Genomic DNA, 18,680 nt, shown 5'->3' on the forward strand with positions numbered 1-18,680 from the left:
GCCTTCCCGGCCTTTGCGCCCCCCTCTCCCCCCCCCACCGAAAGGGACTCCCCCCCGTGAGGGCAGGGGGGGGGGGTGGGGGGGGTGTGGGTCCCCCCCCCCCCCCCCCCCCCCCCCCCCCCGGCCGTTTCCCGCCGCTGCCGAACGGGGAACGCGTCCCGGCATTCACGCCGTTGCTCACGCGCCTATTCCGGAGTTACGGTCGGACCGCATCGCCGAACTTTATCCGCCCAATTCATGACCGCCGTGCGGCAGAATTACCGAGCCGATCCGAGCGGCGAAGGAGCGCTGACTACACACCATGCAGGAAAATGAAGTGAATAAGGTCGACGACCCTGCTCTCATCGATGCGTTCACCGAGCAGATACGTCTGACGGCGGTCGCCATCTGTGCCGAGCAGCCCGACGTCCCGGAGCCGAAGGAGCTGCTCGACCTCGACTCCTTCTCGATGGTCCAGGTCCTGCTCGACCTGGAGAACGAGCTCGACATGAAGATCCTGGAAGAGCTCGAGGGGTTCGAGGGCAGGACGTTCCGTGAGATCGCCGAGCACATCGCCGGCATCGCGCACCGGGCCGGCACCTACGCCGAGTTCACGGCGGCCGTGCGGCGCATCGAGGTCTCCCCGGCCTCGTAGGGCGCCGGTACGACAAGCCCCAGTCACAGGAGATAACTGATGGACAGCCACAGCAGCACCTCGGACCGCGCGTACCGCGTGGTCGTCAACGAGGAGGAGCAGTACTCGATCTGGTGGGCGGACCGGCCCCTTCCGGCAGGGTGGCGCGCGGAGGGAACCGAGGGCAGCCGCGAGGTGTGCCTGGCCCACATCGACACGGTGTGGACCGACATGCGCCCGCTCAGCCTGCGCCGCCGCATGGAGGAGTCCGCAGCGGTCTGATCCGGTCCGCGGCTCCGCCGGGCGGGCGCGACTCGGCCGAGTCGCGTGCCGGGCGGAGCCTCCGGTGCATTTGTCGCCCGGTCACCGGCCGCTGTGCGGCCCGTTTCTCCTAGCCTTTCGGCCATGACCATTTCGCATTCCGCCGGGTCACGGGGACCGGCGCATATAGCCATGTTCAATGTCGCAGCCCACGGTCACGTTCAGCCCAGTCTGGAAGTGATACGGGAACTCGTCGCCCGGGGGCATCGCGTCACATACGCCATTGCGGAGGAATTCGCCGAACTCGTCGCCTCCACGGGCGCCGAGCCCCGCGTTCACTCCTCGTCCCTCCCGCCCAAGGACGACACCGACGCCTGGGGCACCGAACTGACCGGGCATCTGCGACTGTTCCTCGCCGAGGCCGGCCGGGCCCTGCCGCAGCTGACGGAGGCGTACGGGAACGACCGGCCCGACCTCGTCCTGCACGACCCCGTGGCCTACGCGGGGCGCGTCCTGGCGGACCGCTGGGGAGTGCCCGCCGTCCAGGTCAGCCCGACCGCGGTCGCGTGGGAGGGGTACGAGGACGACATCCGGGACGGCACCGGCCCGGACGCGGCCGCGCACGGCTGGCTCGGAGCCGCCGGTCTGGCGGCCGGGCGCGCCGCGCGCCGCCCCGAGCGCTGTGTGGTGGTGATCTCCAAGGTCCTGCAACCGCACGCCGACCGCGTGGACGGTTCCGTCTACAGCTTCACCGGCCCCTGCCGGGGTTCCGGCACGGTCACGGTCCGGGACGACTGGCGGCGTCCGCCGCACGCCGAGAGAGTGGTGCTGGTCTCGCTCGGCACCATCTTCACCCGGGCGCCGGCGCTCTACCGCGCCTGCCTCGCCGCCTTCGGCGGGCTGCCGGGCTGGCACGTCGTCCTCCAGACCGGCGGGGGCATCGACCCGGACGACCTCGGTGAGCTGCCGGACAACGTGGAACTGCGGGGGTGGATACCGCAGTTGTCGATCATGGACCGGGTGGACGTGTTCGTCACGCACGCCGGGCCGGGCAGCATTCAGGTGGCACTCGCGCACGGCGTCCCCATGGTCGCCGTCCCCCAGGCCGCCGACCAGTTCGGGAACGCGCGGATGCTCCAGGAGCTGGGAGTCGCCCATTGCCTCGGCAAGGACGAGGTCACCGCGGAGGCGCTGCGCGAGGCGGTGTGCGCCCTGGTCGACGACCCGGAGGTGGCCGCGCGCGTCGCGAGCGTCCGGCGGGAGATGGCGGCCGAGGGCGGCACCCACCGGGCCGCCGACCTGATCGAGGCCGCGCTCCCCGCCCGCTGACGTCCCCGGACCCTGCCGCCCTGTCGGCCCCGCCCCTCAGGGCACCCCTCGGGGTGGCCCCCGCACGACACGAGCCCCGGCCGGGGGGTCGCCCCCCGGCCGGTCCCGCGCGGCGGAGCCTCGGGCTGGGGCTGCCGGCCCGCTCCCGCGTGCGGAGGGCCGGGGGCCGGGAGGCGTGGCGGGTGGGCGGTTTACCTGTGGGCGGCGGCTGACAGGTCGACGAGCTCGGGGACCAGGTCGTTGGCGTGCGGGACCAAGGCCATCTCGTCCCGCAGGTCCGCCGCGCGGCGGCGGAACGACTCCTCCTCCAGCAGCCGGAGCAGGCTGTCGCGGACGATCGGCCCGGTGGCTTCCACGGAGTGGGTCGTGAGGCCCGCGCCATGTCGGGCGAGGCGGCGCGACAGCATGGGCTGGTCCACGTCCCACGGCAGGGCCAGTTGCGGCACGCCGTAGAACGCGGCGGTGTTCAGGGTGCCCACGCCCGCGTGGTGGATGACCGCCGCGCAGGTCGGCAGCAGGGCCTGCATCGGTACGTACGGTACGAGGCGCGCGTTGTCGGGGACGCGGGTGAGCTTGGCCCGGGCTTCGTCGTTGACGGTGGCGACCAGTTCGATGTCGAGGTCCGCCACCGCGTCGAGGATCTCCTGGACGTCGATGGGGAGGCCTATCGCGTGGTCGGTGACCGTGAGCCCCAGGGTCAGGGCCACGCGCGGGCGGCGCGGCGGCTCCCACAGCCAGCGGGGGACCACGGCCGGCCCGCCGTAGGGGGTGAAGCGCAGCGAGCGGTAGTCGAGGCCGGGCGCGTGGAACTGGAGGGACGGCGGCAGGGGGTCGATCGACAGCTGTCCGGTGCACAGTTCCTCGGTGAACTCGTGGCCGTAGCGCCGGGCGTAGCCGCCGAGCCACTCGCCGAGCGGGTCACCGCGGTCCTCCGGCGGCTGCTGGGCCGTCAGGGCCACGAAGTGTTCGCGGGTGATGCCGTGCACGTCGGCACCGATCAGTACGCGGGCGTGGGCGGCGCCGACGGCCTGCGCGGCGATGGCGCCCGCGAAGGTGAGGGGCTCCCAGAGCACCAGGTCGGGCCGCCAGTGCCGGGCGTAGTCGACGAGGGCGCCGGCCAGTGGCACGTTGGTCATCTTGTGCGTGCTGTCGACCCGGACCCGGTAGCCCTCGCGGAGCGACTCCAGGGTGATGTCCTCGGGCATGCGTTCCGCCGCGTCGTACGGGGGGAGCAGGCCGGGCGCGCGGCGCGCCCCGGGGCCGTCGACCCGGCCGACGATCTGCCACAGGTCCCGGTCGCTTCCCACGGGCACCGCGGTGAGCCCTGCCTGGTGGACGACGGCGGCCATCTTCGGCTGGCAGGCCACCCGGACCTCGTGTCCCGCCGTGCGCAGCGCCCACGCCAGCGGGGCCATCAGCAGGAAGTGGGTGCGCTCGGGGTAGCAGGTGAGCAGGACGCGCATCGGCCGGGCCATCACGCCGCTCCCGCCATCGCCCGGCGGCGCAGCAACCGCACCGGGAGGCTCTTGATGCCCCAGGTGAAGTTGGAGGAGTTGTAGCGGACCGGGCCGCTGAGTTCGAAGCCGTCGAGGGTCCGCATGAACTCCTTGAGCAGCGCGGCGAGTTCGAACCGGGCCAGGTGTGCGCCGAGGCAGAGGTGGCGGCCGTGGCCGAAGGCGATGTGCCGGTTGGGGCGCCGGTCGACGGCGAAGGTGTGGGGGTCGGTGAACAGCTCCTCGTCACGGTTGGCGGAGACGTTCCACAGGGTGACCCGGTCGCCGGCGGCGATCCTCGTTCCGTTGATCTCGGTGTCCCGGGTGGCCGTGCGCAGTGCGTGGACGCCGGGGGTGGTCCAGCGCAGGACCTCCTCGACGGCGGGAGCGACACCGGCCTCGCCGAGTTCCTTCAGGAGCCGCCACTGCTCGGGGTGCTCGGCGAACTGGTGGACCGCTCCGGCGGCCGAGTACCTGGTGGTCTCGTTGGCACCGGACAGGATGCCGTTGCAGTTGAAGACGATCTCCTCGTCGGTGAGCGGGCGCTGCTCGCCGCCGCCCTCGTCCACCTGTGTGTCGTGGGCGATGTGGCTGATCAGGTCGTCGGCGGGGTGTGCCCGCCGCTCCCTGAGCAGCTCCATGAAGTACACGAAGATCGCGGAGTGGGCGCTGCTGCGCTCCATCTCGTCGTCGGAGTCGAAGGCCTCGGTGGTGAGTTGTCCGATCCAGGCCCAGTCGGCGTGCGGGATGCCCATGAGGGCGCAGACGACGCGGTTGGGCAGTTGCTTGGCGAGGTCGATGAAGTCGAACGTGTCGCGTTCGAGGTACTCCAGGGCCAGTTCGGCGACGACCTTCTCGACCAGGGCCTCGATCCGCGGCATGCGCTGCGGGCCGAGCGCCTGGTGGAGGGCGCGCTTGAGGCGGGTGTGCTGGGGGGCGTCGGAGACGATGAGCATGCGCTGGGCGACGGCGGCGACGGCCCCGGGGTCGCTGCCGAGGCGCATGCCGGCGGCCGAGCTGAAGGTCTCGCTGTCGGTGTAGACCCGGCTGATGTCGCGGTGCTTGCTGAGTACCCAGAAGCCGTCCCCGTCGGGCTCCGGATGGCGGTGCACCGGGTCGTTGACGCGCAGCCAGGCGAAGGTCTCCCAGAAGTCGTTCCTGGCGAAGGGCGCCGGGTCGAGGAGGTCGATGTGCATGTCAGGCTCCTGTGGGGCGAGCTGCGGATACGGCGGCGGTGGCCGCGGTGGTGAGGTCGGCCGGGGCCGGGGCGGCGGCCGCGGCCCGCAGGAGTCCGGCCAGGTGGGCGAGCAGCCGCTGCGGGCGGCGCAGCACCGCGTGGTGCCCGCCGGGGACCTGGTGACGGTGCAGGGGGCCGGTGGTGGCCGCGGCCCACCGGTCGAGCTCGGCGGGGGTCACGGTCGGGTCGTCGTCCGCTCCCCAGACGTGCACGGGAACCCGCAGCGGCGGGTCGGGCCTGTGCGTGTAGCTCCGGGAGAGCGCGGCGTCCTTGCGGAGCATCTCCAGGGCGAGTTCCCGGAGCTCCAGGTCGCGCAGGCCGTTGGCCTGGCCGGGGTCGAGGCCGGGGTCGTCGGTGTCGAGGAGCCGGTCCAGCTCCTCCTGGCGGATCGGGGAGCCGGCGGTGCGGCGGCCCGTGCCCGGCGCGCGGGCCGGGGCCCGGCAACCGCTGACGACCAGGGCGTACGGCGTGGTGCGGCGCGCCACCTCGTAGGCGAGGAGGCCTCCGAAGCTGTGTCCGTACAGGACGAGGGGGCGGGAGCGGCCGAGCCTGCGGGTGAGGGCCGTGACGATCGTGTCGACGGCCTGGTCGAAGGTGTCCGGCATGGGCTCGTGCCAGCGGTCCTCCCGGCCCGGCAGTTGGACCCCGAACACCTCGGCGGTGCCCGCGAGCGGGTGCTGCCAGGAGCCGAACCGCAGGCATCCGGCTCCGGCGGGCGGCAGGCAGACGAGTGCGGGGAGCGGGCCGTCGGTGACCGCTCCGGTGGTCCAGTCGATGATCCAGTCGCCCATCGCGGGTCCTCCTCAGTCCTCGGCAGTCTGGGGAGGAGGTCTATCGATTCCCTATCAACGCCGGCGCCCGCTCTGATAGCCGTTCGATCGAGCCCCTTCCGACACTGAGGATTCGTCCCCTGCCGCAGACCCGGAAACGAGGGTGAGCAAGATGAACAGTGCTGACACGCGGATACGGAAGGTCGTCATCCTCGGTGGCGGCACCGCGGGCTGGATGACCGCCGCCTATCTGGGCAAGGCCCTTCAGGACACGGTCGACATCACCGTCCTGGAGGCACCGGGCATCCCGCGCATCGGGGTGGGTGAGGCGACGGTCCCGAACCTGCAGCGCTCCTTCTTCGACTACCTCGGCATCGCCGAGGACGACTGGATGCGGGAGTGCAACGCGAGCTTCAAGATGGCGGTGCGGTTCATCAACTGGCGTACCGAGGGGCGTGGCGAGGCCGGCCCGCGGACGCTGCCCGACGACCGCCCGGACCACTTCTACCACCCGTTCGGGCTGCTGCCCGACCACGACCAGACGCCGCTGTCCCACTACTGGTTCAAGCGGAAGCACGAGGGCGCCACCACGGAGCCGTTCGACTACGCGTGCTTCACGGAGCCGCCGGTGATGGACGCCATGAAGGCGCCGCGTCACCTCGACGGCACGGCCGCGACCCGGTACGCCTGGCACTTCGACGCCCACCTCGTCGCGGACTTCCTGCGCCGCTTCGCCACCTCGAAGCAGGGCGTGAACCACGTCCAGGACGAGATGGTGCGGGTGGAGCAGGACGAGCGGGGGTACGTCACGGCGCTGCACACCAAGGGCGGTCTCGCGCTGGAGGCGGACCTGTTCGTCGACTGCTCGGGCTTCCGCGGGCTGCTCATCAACAAGGCCCTCGAAGAGCCGTTCATCGACATGAGCGACCACCTGCTGTGCGACAGCGCGGTCGCCACCGCGATCCCGCACGACGACGAGGCGAACGGCGTCGAGCCGTACACCTCAGCCATCGCGATGTCGTCCGGCTGGGCGTGGAAGATCCCGATGCTGGGCCGCTTCGGCTCCGGGTACGTGTACTCCAGCAAGTTCGCCACCCAGGAGGAGGCGACGCGGGAGTTCAGTGAGATGTGGGGTCTCGACCCGGAGAAGACCCGGTTCAACCACATCCGGTTCCGGGTCGGCCGGAACCGCCGCGCCTGGGTGAACAACGTGGTCAGCATCGGTCTGTCGTCGTGCTTCCTGGAGCCGCTGGAGTCGACGGGCATCTACTTCACCAGCGCCGCGATCTACCAGCTCGCGAAGCACTTCCCGGACAAGACCTTCAACCAGGGTCTCGTGGACAGCTTCAACCACGAGATCGAGGTGATGTTCGACGACACCCGCGACTTCATCCAGGCCCACTTCTACTACGCACCGCGCAACGACACCCCCTTCTGGCGGGCCAACAAGGAGCTGACGCTGCCGGAGAACATCCAGAAGAAGATCGCCGCGTACAAGGCCGGCCTGCCCATCAACTCGCCGATCACCGACGAGTCGACGTACTACGGCAACTTCGAGGCGGAGTTCCGGAACTTCTGGACCAACGGCAGCTACTACTGCATCTTCGCCGGGCTCGGCCTGGAGCCCGACGCCCCGCTGCCCGCGCTGGCGCACAAGCCGGAGTCGGTGGCCGGTGCGCAGCCGCTGTTCGAGGACGTCAAGCGGCGGCAGCGCGAGCTCGTCGAGACGCTGCCGAGCACGTACGCGTACCTGCGGCAGCTCCACAAGTCCTGACCCCCGTTCGTTTCCGTACGCGCCGGTCAGGCGGGAGGCCCCACGACGCTCCCGCCTGGCCGGCCGTACGCCGTGTGAAAGAAGGCCCAGTTGACGACGCATGCGCGGCCGGCCGCCGGTACCGGCGCACCGAACGACGTCCGCCCCATGACGGGCGAGGAATACCTCGACTCGCTGCGTGACAGGCGCAGTGTCTACATCCACGGTGAGCGCGTGTCCGACGTCACCGAGCACCCCGCCTTCCGCAACAGCGCCCGGTCCATCGCCCAGTTGTACGACGCGCTCCACGACCCGGAGGCCAAGGGCGTCCTGTCGGTACCGACGGACACCGGGAACGGCGGTTTCACGCACCCGTTCTTCAAGACGGCCCGCAGTGCGGCGGATCTGCGCGAGGCACGGGACGCGATCGTCGGCTGGCAGCGGCTCGTGTACGGCTGGATGGGGCGTACCCCCGATTACAAGGCGGCGTTCTTCGGCACGCTGGACGCCCACGCCGACTTCTACGGGCCGTTCGCGGACAACGCGCGCGGCTGGTACAAGCGGGCGCAGGAGCGGGTGCTGTACTTCAACCACGCCATCGTGAACCCGCCCATCGACCGGGACCGGCCGGCCGACCACATCGGCGACGTGGTGGTGCACGTGGAGGAGGAGACCGACGCGGGCCTGATCGTGAGCGGTGCCAAGGTGGTGGCCACGGGATCGGCGCTCACCAACGCCAACCTGATCGCGCACATGGGGCTGCCGTTGCGCAAGAAGGAGTTCTCCGCGGTCTTCACCGTGCCGATGAACAGCCCCGGGCTGAAGTTGCTCTGCCGCAGCTCCTACGAGATGCAGGCAGCCGTCCTGGGCAGCCCCTTCGACCGGCCGCTGTCGAGCCGGCTGGACGAGAACGACTCCATCATCGTGATGGACCGTGTCCTGGTGCCGTGGGAGAACGTGTTCATGTACGACGCGGCGTCGGCCAATTCCTTCGCCACGAAGTCGGGCTTCCTGGAGCGCTTCACCTTCCACGGCTGCGCCCGCCTTGCGGTCAAGCTCGACTTCATCGCGGGCTGTCTGCTCAAGGCGGTCGAGGCGACGGGTACGTCCAAGTTCCGTGGTGTGCAGGCGCAGATCGGCGAGGTCCTGAACTGGCGCGACATGTTCTGGGGGCTGTCGGACGCGATGATCTCCTCGTCCACGCCGTGGTCGGACGGGTCGGTGCAGCCCAATCTGCACTACGGGCTCGCGTACCGCACCTTCATGGGTGTCGGCTACCCGCGGATCCGCGAGATCATCCAGCAGACCGTCGGCAGCGCGCTGATCTACCTCAACTCGCATGCGAGCGACTGGAAGAACCCGGAGATCCGCCCCTATCTGGACCGGTATCTGCGCGGCTCGCACGGTATCGAGGCCATCGACCGGGTGAAACTGCTGAAGCTGCTGTGGGACGCGGTCGGCAGCGAGTTCGCCGCCCGGCACGAGCTGTACGAGCGCAACTACGGCGGCGACCACGAGGGCATCCGCGTACAGACCCTCATGGCGTACCAGGCGAACGGGCGGGCCGACGCGCTCAAGGGCTTCGCGGAGCAGTGCATGGCGGAGTACGACCTGGACGGCTGGACCCGCCCGGACCTCATCCCGCCGGGGTCCTGAGCGGCGTACCGGAACGGCCGAAGGGCCGGGGCGCGGACGGTGTGTCCGTACCCCGGCCCTTGCGCGTGCCCGTTTCACACGGGACGCAGGCCCCTGCGGAAGGCCGTGCACTGCTCGTACGAGGGCAGGGCCCCCGCCTCCTCGAGCTGGGCCAGGGTGGGTGCCCGGGAGTCCTTCGGCGAGAGCAGCGGGTCGATGCCGGCCGGCCAGTCGATGGCCAGCGCGGGGTCCAGCGGGTGGATGCCGTGCTCCCGGCCGGGCGCGTACCCCTCGGAGCAGAGGTAGACCACGGTCGCGTCGTCGGTCAGCGCGAGGAAGCCGTGGCCCAGCCCCTCGGAGAGGAAGACGGCGCGGTGGTTGCGGTCGTCCAGCAGCTTGCTCTCCCACTGGCGGTACGTCGGGGAGCCCGTCCGGATGTCGACGACGACGTCGAGCACCGCTCCGCGTACGCACTTGATGTACTTGGCCTGGCCGGGCGGTACGTCGGCGAAGTGGATGCCGCGCAGCGCACCGCGCCGGGAGACGGACAGATTGGCCTGGGCGAGCCTCAGCTCCTGCCCGGTGATCTCGCCGAACTCCTGGCGGCGGAACCACTCGTGGAAGTCGCCGCGCTCGTCGGGGAAGATCGTCGGCTCGTGGAGCCAGGCGCCTTCTATGGACAGCGGTCGCATACGGACGGGGATTCCTCGCGGTCGGTGTGGACTTCTCCGGTGGCGCGGTGCGCGATACCGGGGAGAGCGGCGGCCAGGGCGGACCGCCAGTCCCTCATGGGTGCGATGCCCGCGGTGTGCCAGCGGTCGTGCCCCAGCACGCTGTAGGCGGGCCGGGGAGCCGGGCGGGCGTAGGCGTCACTGGTCGTCGGGCGTACCCGGGCGGGGTCGGCGCCGATCAGCCGGAAGATCTCCCGGCCGAGGGCGTGCCAGGTGGCCTCGCCGGCCGAAGTGCCGTGGTAGACGCCGGGCGGTGCGGCGCCGGACAGGGCCGCTCGTCCCAGCGCGACCAGGGTGTGCGCGAGGTCGACCGTCCAGGTCGGCTGGCCGCGCTGGTCGTCGACCACGTCCAGGGTGTCGCGTTCGCGCTCCAGGCGCAGCAGGGTGCGGACGAAGCTGTTGCCGCCCGCCCCGTAGAGCCAGGCGGTGCGCACGACGTAGCCGGTGTCCGGCAGGGTGTCCAGGACGGCCCGTTCGCCCACGAGTTTGGTGCGGCCGTAGGCGGTGCGGGGTCCTGTCGGGTCGTCCTCCCGGTACGGCCGGGTGGCGTCCCCGGCGAAGACGTAGTCCGTGGACAGGTGCAGCAGGACGGCTCCGGCGTCGCGGCACGCCCGGGCCAGCAGCCGCACCGCCGTGCCGTTGACGACGAGCGCGTCGGCCTCCCGGTCCTCCGCGTCGTCGACGGCCGTCCAGGCGGCGCAGTTGACCACGACGGAGGGGCGGTGGGAGGTGATGAAGGCGCGTACCGCCACGGGGTCGGTGACGTCGAGGGCGCTCCGGCGCGCCGCGACCGTGCGGATGCCGGCGCGTGTCAGCTCGGCCAGGACGTCGCGGGCGAGCATGCCGCCCGCCCCGGTCACCAGCCACGGGCCCCGGTCCGCTCCCCCGGCGGGGCCGGGGAGCCGGTGGTGCGCGGTCACAGCTCGGCCCGCCTCTTCAGCGGCTCCCACCAGTCCCGGTTGTCGCGGTACCACTGGACGGTGGCGGCGAGGCCCTCCTCCAGCGGGACGCGCGGCTCGTAGCCCAGTTCCCGGCGGATCTTGGTGCAGTCGACGGAGTAGCGCCGGTCGTGTCCCTTGCGGTCGGTGACGTACTCGACGCTGGCGTCCCAGTCCGCGCCGCACTCCTTGAGCAGCAGGCGGGTCAGCTCGTCGTTGGAGAGTTCGGTGCCTCCACCGATGTTGTAGATCTCCCCGGCCCGTCCGCGGGTGCGTACCAGCTCGATGCCCTGGACGTGGTCGTCGATGTGGAGCCAGTCGCGGACGTTGCTGCCGTCGCCGTACAGCGGGACCTTCCGGCCGTCCAGCAGGTTGGTGACGAACAGCGGGATGAGCTTCTCGGGGAAGTGGTGGTGACCGTAGTTGTTGGAGCAGCGGGTGACCCGTACGTCCAGGCCGTGGGTGTGGTGGTACGACAGTGCCACCAGGTCTCCGGACGCCTTCGCCGACGAGTAGGGCGAGCTGGGGCGCAGGGGGTGGGTCTCGGGCCACGAGCCGGTGTCGATCGAGCCGTACACCTCGTCGGTGGAGACCTGGACGAAGGTGGTGATGCCGGCCCGGTGGGCGGCGTCGACGAGGGTGTGGGTGCCGAGGACGTTGGTCCGGATGAACTCCGCGCCGCCGTCGATCGACCGGTCCACATGGGACTCGGCGGCGAAGTGCACCACTTGGTCGTGCTCCCGCATGAGCCGGTCGACGGTGCCGGAGTCGCAGATGTCCCCCTGGACGAAGGCGAATCCGGGGTGGCCGCGCACGGCGTCGAGATTGGCCGGGTTGCCGGCGTAGGTGAGCTTGTCGAGGACGGTCACGGACACGTCGCCCGGCCCCTGCGGGCCGAGGAGGGTGCGCGTGTAGTGGGAGCCGATGAAACCGGCGCCACCGGTCACGAGTATGCGAGTCGCCATAGGTCCTTACACCTTGCTGTGGTCACCGGTCGGGCCGGTGCGCGGGGAGTCGGGCGTACGAAACGGAGCAGGGCCCGGTGGACGCGGGCGGCGCCGCGCACCGGGGCGGGTCGTGCGGGGGCGGGGCCGGGCGTTCACCGGCGCACGACGACGGCGGCGAGGAGCAGGTCGCGGTCGGCGGTCCAGCGGCCGTGCAGGTCGGGCGGCAGGGCCCCGGCCGCCCGGTCCGGCACCGGCCTGAGCAGCCGGGCGGTGAACGACCGCGGGGACGCCTCGAGGCGTATGGAGGCCTCATGGAAGCCCAGCCACTCGCCGGCGAGCGGTGACCACACCTTGTAGACGGCCTCCTTGGCGCAGAACAGCAGCCGGTCCCAGCAGACGCCGGGGTCCTGGGCGCGCAGGGTGTCGTGTCGCGCCCGCTCCTCGGGGAGGGCGATCCTGCGCAGCATGCCGTCCGGCAGCGGCTCGTGCGGTTCGGCGTCGATGCCGACGGCCCGCGCCCGGGTGCTCCGGGCCACGGCGGCGGCACGGTAGCCGCGGCAGTGGGTGAGGCTGCCCACCACGCCGTGCGGCCAGCGCGGGGCGCCGGCCCGGCCCGGCGGCAGCGGGAAGGGGGGCAGTCCGAGGCGGCGGCCGGCGCGGCGGGCGCACTGCCGCACCGTCGCGAACTCGCCCCGCCGCTCCCGGCTCATCGCGGCGGCGGGCGCCCGCTCCTCCGGCAGCAGCCTCGCCCCGGGCAGGTCGGTGAACGACTCGGCGGCGGCGACGTAGGACGGCAGGATCGTGGTCAGCACGGCGTCAGTCCCGGGCGGGCGCGAGCGCCTCGACGTGGGCGACGGGGTCGGAGTCGTCGACGGGCAGGAGGGCGATCAGCGGGGTGTCGAGGCCGTGCTCGGTGTACGCCTTGACGCGCGCCCTGCACTCCTCCGGGCTGCCGTGCACGATCAGTTCGTCGACCACCTCGTCCGGCAGGGCCATGCCCGCACGCCAGCGGTCGCCCGCGTCCCAGGCCCGGTACATAGCGGCGAGGGCGTCGCTCCGCCCGAGCCAGTCCTGGAAGGCCCGGTAGGCGGGTACGGTGAGGTAGCGGCTGATCATCATCCGGCCGACCCGCCGGGCGGCCCTGGCGTCCTCGGTGGGGCAGACGAAGACCGGGGCGACGAGTTCCGGCCCGGGGCCGGTCTCGGCCCTGATCCTCGCCACGTCGCCGGGCGCCATCCAGTTGGTGATCACGCCGTCCGCCTCGGTCGCGGCCAGCCTCAGCATGCCGGGCCGCAGCGCGGCGAGCATGATCGGCGGTACGACGGCGGGGGGTCGTTCCAGCCGGAACTGGCGTACGGCGAAGGTGGGGTACTCGGTGTTCACCGCGCCGCCGGCGAACGCCGACTTCAGGAAGCGCAGCGTGTCCCTGGTGCGGCCGTACGGGGCGTGGTGGGTCATGCCGTTCCAGCCCTCGACGATGCCGGGCGAGGAGGCGCCGATGCCCAGCACGAACCGGCCGGGAGCGCACTCGGCGACGGCCGAGGCGCTCATCGCGAGGAGCGCCGGGCCACGGGTGAACACCGGGACGATGGCGGTGCCGAGCCGCAGGCCGGGTGCCCACTGCGAGGCCAGGACCAGCGGCGAGAAGGCGTCGGTTCCCGCGGTCTCGGCCGTCCAGAGGTCGGTGTAGCCCAGGTCGGGCAGCCGCTCCACGAGCGTGCGGTGCCCGGGCAGGGGTACGCCCGGCAGTGGAAGGGTGATCCCCCAACGGGTCATGGCGTGGTCTCCGGTCTCACTCGGCGGTGCCGGTCCCACCCGGCGCTCTCGCTGTTGTCGCTCGGCGGTCCGCGCACGGACCGTGCCGCGCGCGGCCGGCTCGGGGGTGTCGGCCGCGCGCGGCATTCCTCAGCGGCCTTCGGCCAGCAGGGTCCCGGCGTGGCCGTGGAGCAGGTCCGCGGCCCTGCGGACCTCGGCGGCCATCGGCCGGTCCTCGTCCAGCGGCGGGGACAGCTCGGCCAGTTCGGCCCACACACCGGTGGCGTCCCCGGCCCGGCCGGTGATCGCGGCGAGCTGGGCGAGGGTCACGGCGAGGGAGCCGACGGTGAGCCACGCCAGCTCCAGTGCCTCGCCCACGCCGTTGGCGCTGTTGAGCGCCATCGGTACGTGGTCCTGGTTCCAGCCGTTGGTCGGCAGCGTCGTCAGGGACGCGGGGGTGACGAGCTGGCGTATCCGGGAGATGAAGGACGTGGCGCTGATCTGCACTCCGGCCAGGCCGCAGCCCCGGCCGGCGCGGGGCGTGAGCATGATGGGCAGGTCGCCGTTGGTGGTCGGGTTGACGACCAGTCCGAGCTGCCGCTCGGCGAGGTACGCGGCCATGTGCAGGGCGAGACCGGTCTGCTCGGAGGCGAACCCCACCGGCATGGCGTGGAAGTTGCCGCCGTGCAGGACCTGGCCCTCGAAGGTCAGCGGATTGTCGGTGCAGCCTTCCGCCTCGCGACCCAGCACGGTCCCGGCCATGGTGAGCTGGTCGAGCACGGCGCCGAGCACCTGGGGCGCGCAGCGCAGGCTGTAGGGCTCCTGGAGGGGGCGGGTCTCGTCGCGGACGTGGCCTTCCGGGAGGTCCTGCCGGATCCAGCGGGCCACTTGGAGCTGGCCCGCCTGGCCGCGGGCCCGCCCGACACCGTCCTCGAAGTGCTCGGGGTTCCCGCCGAGCAGCTCCGTCATCCGGGAGGTGAGGAGCGCCGTCGCACGGACGAGCCGGACGGCGGAGCGGTGGTTGAGGACCGCGGCGGCGAGGCTGACGCCCGTTCCGTTGACGAAGGCCAGGGCCTCCCGGACGGGCCAGGCGAGGGGTGTGGCGCCGAGCCCGGCCAGCACCTCGTCGGCCGGGGCCAGCGACCATCGTCCGTCGTCGCTCTGGGTCCACGCCTCGCCGTGGCCGGTGAAGGCGAGGGCGGCGTGGGCGAGCGGCTGGAGGTCGCCACTGGCGCTGACCGTGCCGTCCCGGGGGATGGCGGGGGTGAATCCCTCGTTCCACAGGTCGGCGAGGCGCTGCCAGAACTCGGGTGAGACGGCGGAGAAGCCCTTGCGCATGCTGTTGAGCCGCAGCCAGACGACCAGGCGGCAGGTCTCGGGGTCGAGCGGCCTGCCCTGGGCGGTGCCCAGGTGGGAGATGAGGGAGCTGCCCTGCTCCGCCTCCGACTTGGCCTCGTAGGTGACCAGCGGGCCGAAGCCGTGGGTCAGGCCGTAGACCGGCCGCCCGGTCGCCAGGTGGCTGTCGACGGTGGCCGCGCTCGCCTCCATACGGGCGATGTCGGCGTCGGTCAGCGGGCTGATCTTCTCCGTCCAGGGCGTCTGCCCGGCCTGCTCCGACAGGAGTGCGGGGATCGACGAACCGTCGTCGAAGGCCGCGCTGTTGAAGGTCTCGGTGGTGGCTGTCACGTTGCACTCCCTGGCTTGCTCTGTGGGGTCGATCGGTGGCGCAGCTTGCCCGTCGCGGATCGGCTGATCGCGGGCACCACGTGCACCTTCCGGGGGCGCACGCCCAGGAGGGCGGGCACGGGGGACAGGTCGGCGCCGGTGCGTCCGGAGCCGGCCCGGGGGACGACGTAGAGGTCGATCTGTTCGCCGGTCATGCGGTCGCTGACCGCGACCAGTGCGAGGTCCTCGCAGTCGACACGCGCGCGCAGGGTGTGTTCCATCTCGTCGAGGTTGATGCGGCGCCCGTTCACCTTGACCAGGCGTCCGACGCGTCCGGCGAGGCGGAACGTACGGGCGTCCAGGGGCTCCACGAGATCGCCGGTGTACCAGTGGTCCGGCCTCGGTTCGCCGGGACGGTGGCCGAGCCGGGGGCTGCGGATCACCAACGGGACGGTGCCGTCGGGGAGTTCGGCCTCGTCCGGGGTCGCCGGGGTCGCCGGCCCGCCCGGGGGGTTCGGGTGGTTCGCGTGGTACGTGTCGCCGGGGGCGAACGTCACGTCGGGGAAGAGGCTCCAGGCGGGCGGTTCACCGCCGCTCCAGCGCCGGGTGGCGATACCGCCCGTTTCGGTGGAGCCGAGCAGTTCGACGAGCGTCACCCGGCCCGGCCCCGTCTCCTCCAGCAGCGTGAGGGCGTCGGCCGGCAGCATCGCGCTGCTGTAGAGGACCGTGAGGTGCTCGAAGGAGCGTACCCAGTCGATGTGCCGCAGCAGCAGCGAGAAGATCCACGGGGTGGCCACCACCACGGTGTGCCGCTGCCCCGTGTCGGGCATCGCGCCCACGAAGGCCTTCCGGTACCAGGCCGGTACGCCCAGTCGGGCCGGGACGAGCAAGGTGGCCAGCGCCCCGTAGACGTGCAGCGGCGGGGCGAAGGCGACGACGGCACCGGGTGGTACCGGGGCGTCGGCCGTGAGGAACGCGGCGAGCATTCCGGCCTCTCCCCAGGCGTCCTCACGGGTGCGGCGCCAGCAGCGGCTGGGGCCGGTGCTGCCCGAGGTGTGGAAGTCCACTTCGGGCGGCAGGGCGCCCAGTACCAGCTCCTCGCGCCGCGCGAAGGACTCCAGCGCGTCCCAGCGCACGTGCCACGCGGTGTCGTTGACGGCGGGCGCGGCGTGTCCCGAGGAGATGAGCTCCTCGGGGCTCAGTTCCTGATAACCCACACAATCTCCCTGTGGTGAACGGGCGGTCGCGCACCGTCAGACGAACGAGGCGGCGACCTGCATCAGGTACTGGCCGTATTCGGAGTTCTTCATCTCCAGTCCGAGATCGTGGCAGGCCCTGGCGTCGATATAGCCCATACGCAGGGCGATTTCTTCGATGCAGGCCACGCGGACGCCCTGCCGCTTCTCGATGACATGGACGTACTGACTCGCGTCGAGCAGCGAGGCATGCGTTCCGGCATCGAGCCAGGTGTATCCGCGGCCGAGCCTGATCAGCCGGGCCCTGCCTTGTTTCAGATAGGCCTGGTTGACATGGGTGATCTCCAACTCGCCCCGTTCCGACGGGGTGAGTTCCCGGGCGATGTCCACAGCTTCGGAGTCGTAGAAGTAAAGCCCGGTGATGGCATTGTCGGAACGCGGCCGGAGCGGTTTCTCCTCCAGGGATACCAGATTGCCTTCCGCGTCGGTCTCGCCGATTCCGTACCTCTCCGGGTCCGATACCGGATATCCGAAGAGCGTACAGCCGTCGAGTTCCTCACGCGCCGTCCGCAGTAGCTGCGGGAAGCCGGCGCCGTGGAAGATGTTGTCGCCGAGCACCAGCGCGACGGGGCCGTCGCCGATGTGTTCCGCGCCGATGATCAGCGCTTCCGCGATACCTCTGGGCTCGTCCTGGACCGCGTAGGTGAGGTCGAGTCCGAGCTGGGAACCGTCACGGAGCAGCGCCCGCAGCGGACCGATGGCATCCGGCGTGGAGATCACCAGGATCTCCCGGATCCCGGCCAGCATGAGGACGGAAAGCGGATGATAGATCATCGGCTTGTCGTAGACCGTGAGCAACTGCTTCGACGTCGTCAAGGTGGAGGGGTACAGACGTGTGCCCCTGCCCCCCGCGAGAATTATCCCCTTCACCGTTCCGCCCGTTCATCGAGGCCGGGCACATGCGCTCGGCCGACCGGAAAACTCCTTCTTCGAAGCTCGTTCCAGCGAGTGTGCCAGGCACAACACCGGCAGTGGAAGGCGCGTTTGCGTGTTCTGTGTCCCGCTGGCGGGACACAGAACACCGATTGACCCTGGACTGGATCGGTCGTTAGCTTCGCATTCGGCCGGGTTTCCGCGCGCCGACACAGAATTGACAAATCCCGGTAATGGATTACCGGGTGTCCGGCATGCCGAAATGCGCGCCTCGACGGCCCCGGCAGGAGTTCCCTTGCCGGCAAGAGCGAGAAGGCACGTGATCATGACTGATACGACTGATACCAGCACTGCTCCGTTCCTCGTCGACACCGCGGTGGTGCTCACGGACGCGGAACGCGAGCAGGTGCGCGCGGTGGCGGAAGGCCTCGTCCCGGCCGCCGGCGGTGTACTCGACGACCCCGCCTGGCTCTCGGCGGCGCGCGCCGCGTCCGAGAGCCTGCCGCACCGGCTCCGCTGCGGACTGCGCGACTTCCGTCACGACGCGGGCCACGACGGCACCCTGCTGATCCGCAACCTGCCCGTGGAGGCGGAGCTGCCGGCCACACCGACCCGGCGCGGCTCGGTGCGGCGTACCGCGACCGTCGCGTCGGCCGCCATCGCCACGGTGATGCTCCAGCTCGGCGAGGTGATCGCGTACCGCAGTGAGAAGTCCGGCGCCCTCGTGCAGGACGTCGTGCCCGTGCCCGGGCACGAGGAGGAGCAGAGCAACGCCGGCTCCGTTCGTCTGCACATGCACACGGAGAACGCCTTCCACCCCAACCGGCCCCACTACGTGGGCCTGATGTGCGTACGCGCCGACCCCACCGGTGACGCGCGGCTGTGCACGGCCTCCGTGCGGCGGGCGCTGCCACTGCTGACGGACGAGGCCCGCCGGGTGCTGTCGGAGCAGCGCTTCATGACCGAGCCCCCGCCGTCCTTCGGCGACCTCGGCGGAGTCACCCCGGTGCACGCGGTCCTCCAGGGCGCCGCGGAGGATCCGGACGTGCTGGTGGACTTCGCCAGCACCCACCCGCTGGACGACGGGGCCATGCGGGCGATGGAGGAGCTGCGCGGGATATTCGAGCGGACCGCCCACGCGCACGACCTGGCGGCGGGCGACCTGGCGGTGGTGGACAACCGGCTCACCGTGCACGGCCGGACGTCGTTCAGTCCCCGCTTCGACGGTACGGACCGGTGGCTGCACCGGGTCTACGCCGCGCTGGACCGCCGCCGCAGCCGCCCCGACGCGGAGGCGGGCGGGGCCGTGCTGCGCTGACGTACCGGTGCCGGTGAGCGGCGTCCGGGGCCGAGGGGCCCGGACGCCGCTCTTCCGCGTGTGCGCCGGCCGCCCGGGCCGGTCCGCCGGCGCGCCTACGCGGGAG

17 protein-coding genes are annotated in these 18,680 nt (G+C 71.6%); 6 read left to right on the forward strand and 11 right to left on the reverse strand.

Features of this window, described 5'->3' with window-relative positions:
- The first annotated feature begins 316 nt into the window (after positions 1 to 316).
- The 3 genes from ACZ6C1_RS09610 (at position 317) to ACZ6C1_RS09620 (ending at position 2,203) form a co-directional block, all read left to right on the forward strand.
- Positions 317 to 634 (forward strand): hypothetical protein, encoded by a 318-nt coding sequence (locus ACZ6C1_RS09610; RefSeq protein WP_351822426.1) that lies wholly within the window; start codon positions 317 to 319, stop codon positions 632 to 634.
- A gap of 39 nt (positions 635 to 673) precedes the next feature.
- Entirely contained in the window at positions 674 to 895 is a 222-nt protein-coding gene (locus ACZ6C1_RS09615) for an MbtH family protein (RefSeq protein WP_469239452.1), read from the forward strand.
- Positions 896 to 1,018: 123 nt separating this feature from the next.
- On the forward strand, positions 1,019 to 2,203 hold the full coding sequence (locus tag ACZ6C1_RS09620) for a macrolide family glycosyltransferase (protein ID WP_469239454.1): 1,185 nt from the start codon (positions 1,019 to 1,021) through the stop codon (positions 2,201 to 2,203).
- A gap of 191 nt (positions 2,204 to 2,394) precedes the next feature.
- Here ACZ6C1_RS09620 and ACZ6C1_RS09625 read toward each other — a convergent pair whose 3' ends face one another.
- Genes ACZ6C1_RS09625 through ACZ6C1_RS09635 form a run of 3 tightly spaced genes read right to left on the reverse strand, consistent with a single transcriptional unit; the run spans position 2,395 to position 5,724 of the window.
- Positions 2,395 to 3,678, reverse strand: a complete 1,284-nt coding sequence (locus tag ACZ6C1_RS09625; RefSeq protein WP_469239456.1) for an activator-dependent family glycosyltransferase — start codon at positions 3,676 to 3,678, stop codon at positions 2,395 to 2,397.
- Positions 3,678 to 4,892, reverse strand: coding sequence for a cytochrome P450 (locus ACZ6C1_RS09630; protein ID WP_469239458.1), 1,215 nt, complete (start codon positions 4,890 to 4,892; stop codon positions 3,678 to 3,680). Before ACZ6C1_RS09630 ends, ACZ6C1_RS09625 begins: the two co-directional genes overlap by 1 nt.
- 1 nt (position 4,893) lies before the next feature.
- On the reverse strand, positions 4,894 to 5,724 hold the full coding sequence (locus ACZ6C1_RS09635) for a thioesterase II family protein (RefSeq protein ID WP_469239460.1): 831 nt from the start codon (positions 5,722 to 5,724) through the stop codon (positions 4,894 to 4,896).
- 151 nt (positions 5,725 to 5,875) lie between these two features.
- Between ACZ6C1_RS09635 and ACZ6C1_RS09640 the strand changes: the two genes are divergently transcribed.
- Both ACZ6C1_RS09640 and ACZ6C1_RS09645 read left to right on the forward strand, forming a co-directional pair.
- The gene (locus tag ACZ6C1_RS09640) at positions 5,876 to 7,477 is read left to right on the forward strand and encodes a tryptophan halogenase family protein (RefSeq protein ID WP_469239463.1); all 1,602 of its coding nucleotides are present in this window, start codon (positions 5,876 to 5,878) and stop codon (positions 7,475 to 7,477) included.
- Between the two features lie 147 nt (positions 7,478 to 7,624).
- A complete protein-coding gene (locus tag ACZ6C1_RS09645; protein ID WP_469239866.1) occupies positions 7,625 to 9,112 on the forward strand; it encodes a 4-hydroxyphenylacetate 3-hydroxylase N-terminal domain-containing protein in 1,488 nt (495 codons plus the stop codon).
- A 74-nt stretch (positions 9,113 to 9,186) separates the two neighbouring features.
- Here the strand turns inward: ACZ6C1_RS09645 and rfbC are convergent, their stop codons facing one another.
- The 8 genes from rfbC to rfbA form a co-directional block, all read right to left on the reverse strand.
- Entirely contained in the window at positions 9,187 to 9,783 is a 597-nt protein-coding gene (rfbC, locus tag ACZ6C1_RS09650) for a dTDP-4-dehydrorhamnose 3,5-epimerase (RefSeq protein WP_469239465.1), read from the reverse strand.
- Positions 9,765 to 10,742, reverse strand: coding sequence for a dTDP-4-dehydrorhamnose reductase (gene rfbD / locus ACZ6C1_RS09655; RefSeq protein WP_469239466.1), 978 nt, complete (start codon positions 10,740 to 10,742; stop codon positions 9,765 to 9,767). Before rfbD ends, rfbC begins: the two co-directional genes overlap by 19 nt.
- Positions 10,739 to 11,725 (reverse strand): dTDP-glucose 4,6-dehydratase, encoded by a 987-nt coding sequence (rfbB, locus tag ACZ6C1_RS09660; RefSeq protein ID WP_469239469.1) that lies wholly within the window; start codon positions 11,723 to 11,725, stop codon positions 10,739 to 10,741. Before rfbB ends, rfbD begins: the two co-directional genes overlap by 4 nt.
- 134 nt (positions 11,726 to 11,859) lie before the next feature.
- Positions 11,860 to 12,519 (reverse strand): 4'-phosphopantetheinyl transferase family protein, encoded by a 660-nt coding sequence (locus ACZ6C1_RS09665; RefSeq protein WP_469239471.1) that lies wholly within the window; start codon positions 12,517 to 12,519, stop codon positions 11,860 to 11,862.
- A gap of 4 nt (positions 12,520 to 12,523) precedes the next feature.
- Positions 12,524 to 13,483 carry an LLM class F420-dependent oxidoreductase gene (locus ACZ6C1_RS09670; protein ID WP_469239473.1) on the reverse strand — a complete coding sequence of 320 codons (960 nt, stop codon included), beginning with the start codon at positions 13,481 to 13,483 and terminating at the stop codon, positions 12,524 to 12,526.
- Positions 13,484 to 13,612: 129 nt separating this feature from the next.
- A complete protein-coding gene (locus ACZ6C1_RS09675) occupies positions 13,613 to 15,148 on the reverse strand; it encodes an HAL/PAL/TAL family ammonia-lyase (protein ID WP_469239475.1) in 1,536 nt (511 codons plus the stop codon).
- Positions 15,145 to 16,344 carry an AMP-binding protein gene (locus ACZ6C1_RS09680; RefSeq protein ID WP_469239477.1) on the reverse strand — a complete coding sequence of 400 codons (1,200 nt, stop codon included), beginning with the start codon at positions 16,342 to 16,344 and terminating at the stop codon, positions 15,145 to 15,147. Before ACZ6C1_RS09680 ends, ACZ6C1_RS09675 begins: the two co-directional genes overlap by 4 nt.
- Before the next feature lie 36 nt (positions 16,345 to 16,380).
- Positions 16,381 to 17,253, reverse strand: coding sequence for a glucose-1-phosphate thymidylyltransferase RfbA (gene rfbA, locus ACZ6C1_RS09685; protein WP_351816144.1), 873 nt, complete (start codon positions 17,251 to 17,253; stop codon positions 16,381 to 16,383).
- Between the two features lie 328 nt (positions 17,254 to 17,581).
- On the opposite strand from rfbA, the gene ACZ6C1_RS09690 reads away from it, so the two are divergent.
- A complete protein-coding gene (locus ACZ6C1_RS09690) occupies positions 17,582 to 18,574 on the forward strand; it encodes a TauD/TfdA family dioxygenase (protein WP_469239480.1) in 993 nt (330 codons plus the stop codon).
- Positions 18,575 to 18,680 lie beyond the last annotated feature (106 nt).

The sequence above is a fragment of the Streptomyces sp. NPDC041796 genome (genome assembly GCF_055590785.1).

Excerpts from the sequence above, each read along its gene's own strand:
- ACZ6C1_RS09690 (WP_469239480.1), top strand. The coding sequence starts at position 17,582 with ATGACTGATACGACTGATACCAGCACTGCTCCGTTCCTCGTCGACACC.
- ACZ6C1_RS09635 (WP_469239460.1), bottom strand. The coding sequence starts at position 5,724 with ATGGGCGACTGGATCATCGACTGGACCACCGGAGCGGTCACCGACGGC.
- rfbB (WP_469239469.1), bottom strand. The coding sequence starts at position 11,725 with ATGGCGACTCGCATACTCGTGACCGGTGGCGCCGGTTTCATCGGCTCC.
- ACZ6C1_RS09620 (WP_469239454.1), top strand. The coding sequence starts at position 1,019 with ATGACCATTTCGCATTCCGCCGGGTCACGGGGACCGGCGCATATAGCC.
- ACZ6C1_RS09640 (WP_469239463.1), top strand. The coding sequence starts at position 5,876 with ATGAACAGTGCTGACACGCGGATACGGAAGGTCGTCATCCTCGGTGGC.
- ACZ6C1_RS09630 (WP_469239458.1), bottom strand. The coding sequence starts at position 4,892 with ATGCACATCGACCTCCTCGACCCGGCGCCCTTCGCCAGGAACGACTTC.
- ACZ6C1_RS09670 (WP_469239473.1), bottom strand. The coding sequence starts at position 13,483 with ATGACCCGTTGGGGGATCACCCTTCCACTGCCGGGCGTACCCCTGCCC.
- ACZ6C1_RS09625 (WP_469239456.1), bottom strand. The coding sequence starts at position 3,678 with ATGGCCCGGCCGATGCGCGTCCTGCTCACCTGCTACCCCGAGCGCACC.
- ACZ6C1_RS09615 (WP_469239452.1), top strand. The coding sequence starts at position 674 with ATGGACAGCCACAGCAGCACCTCGGACCGCGCGTACCGCGTGGTCGTC.
- ACZ6C1_RS09645 (WP_469239866.1), top strand. The coding sequence starts at position 7,625 with ATGACGGGCGAGGAATACCTCGACTCGCTGCGTGACAGGCGCAGTGTC.
- rfbC (WP_469239465.1), bottom strand. The coding sequence starts at position 9,783 with ATGCGACCGCTGTCCATAGAAGGCGCCTGGCTCCACGAGCCGACGATC.